1 protein-coding gene is annotated in these 410 nt (G+C 62.2%); it reads left to right on the top strand.

Annotated elements, in window-relative coordinates:
- Positions 1-410: Ig-like domain-containing protein (locus tag AC0QHF_RS23760; protein ID WP_324706740.1), on the top strand; the 410-nt coding region annotated here is incomplete at both ends.

Genomic DNA, 410 nt, shown 5'->3' with positions numbered 1-410 from the left:
TATCAAGACGGAACCGAGCTCGGCACCACAATTGCCGACGCGGACGGTAACTGGACCTTTACCCCCACCGCCGCCTTGGCAGAAGGAATCTTCAGCTTGACGGCTCAAGCTACCGACGCGGCGGGGAACATCTCCGAAATTTCCACGGCGGTGAGTCTCACCGTGGATACCACCGCGCCGGATACCACCCCACCCGACGCCCCAATTATCACCAGCGACGGTATCACCAACGACACCACCCCCGACATCACCGGCATCGCCGAACCCGGAAGCACCGTCACCATCTTCCGAGACGGAACTGAGCTCGGCACTACCACCGCCGATGATTCCGGCAACTGGAGTTTCACCCCCGCCACCGCCTTGGCAGAAGGTACGTTCAACTTGACGGCTACAGCCGCAGACGCGGCGGG

This window comes from Lyngbya sp. CCY1209, from assembly GCF_055795065.1.
The sequence above is the reverse complement of the archived record's forward strand: the minus strand, read 5'-3'. Positions and strand labels throughout refer to the sequence as shown.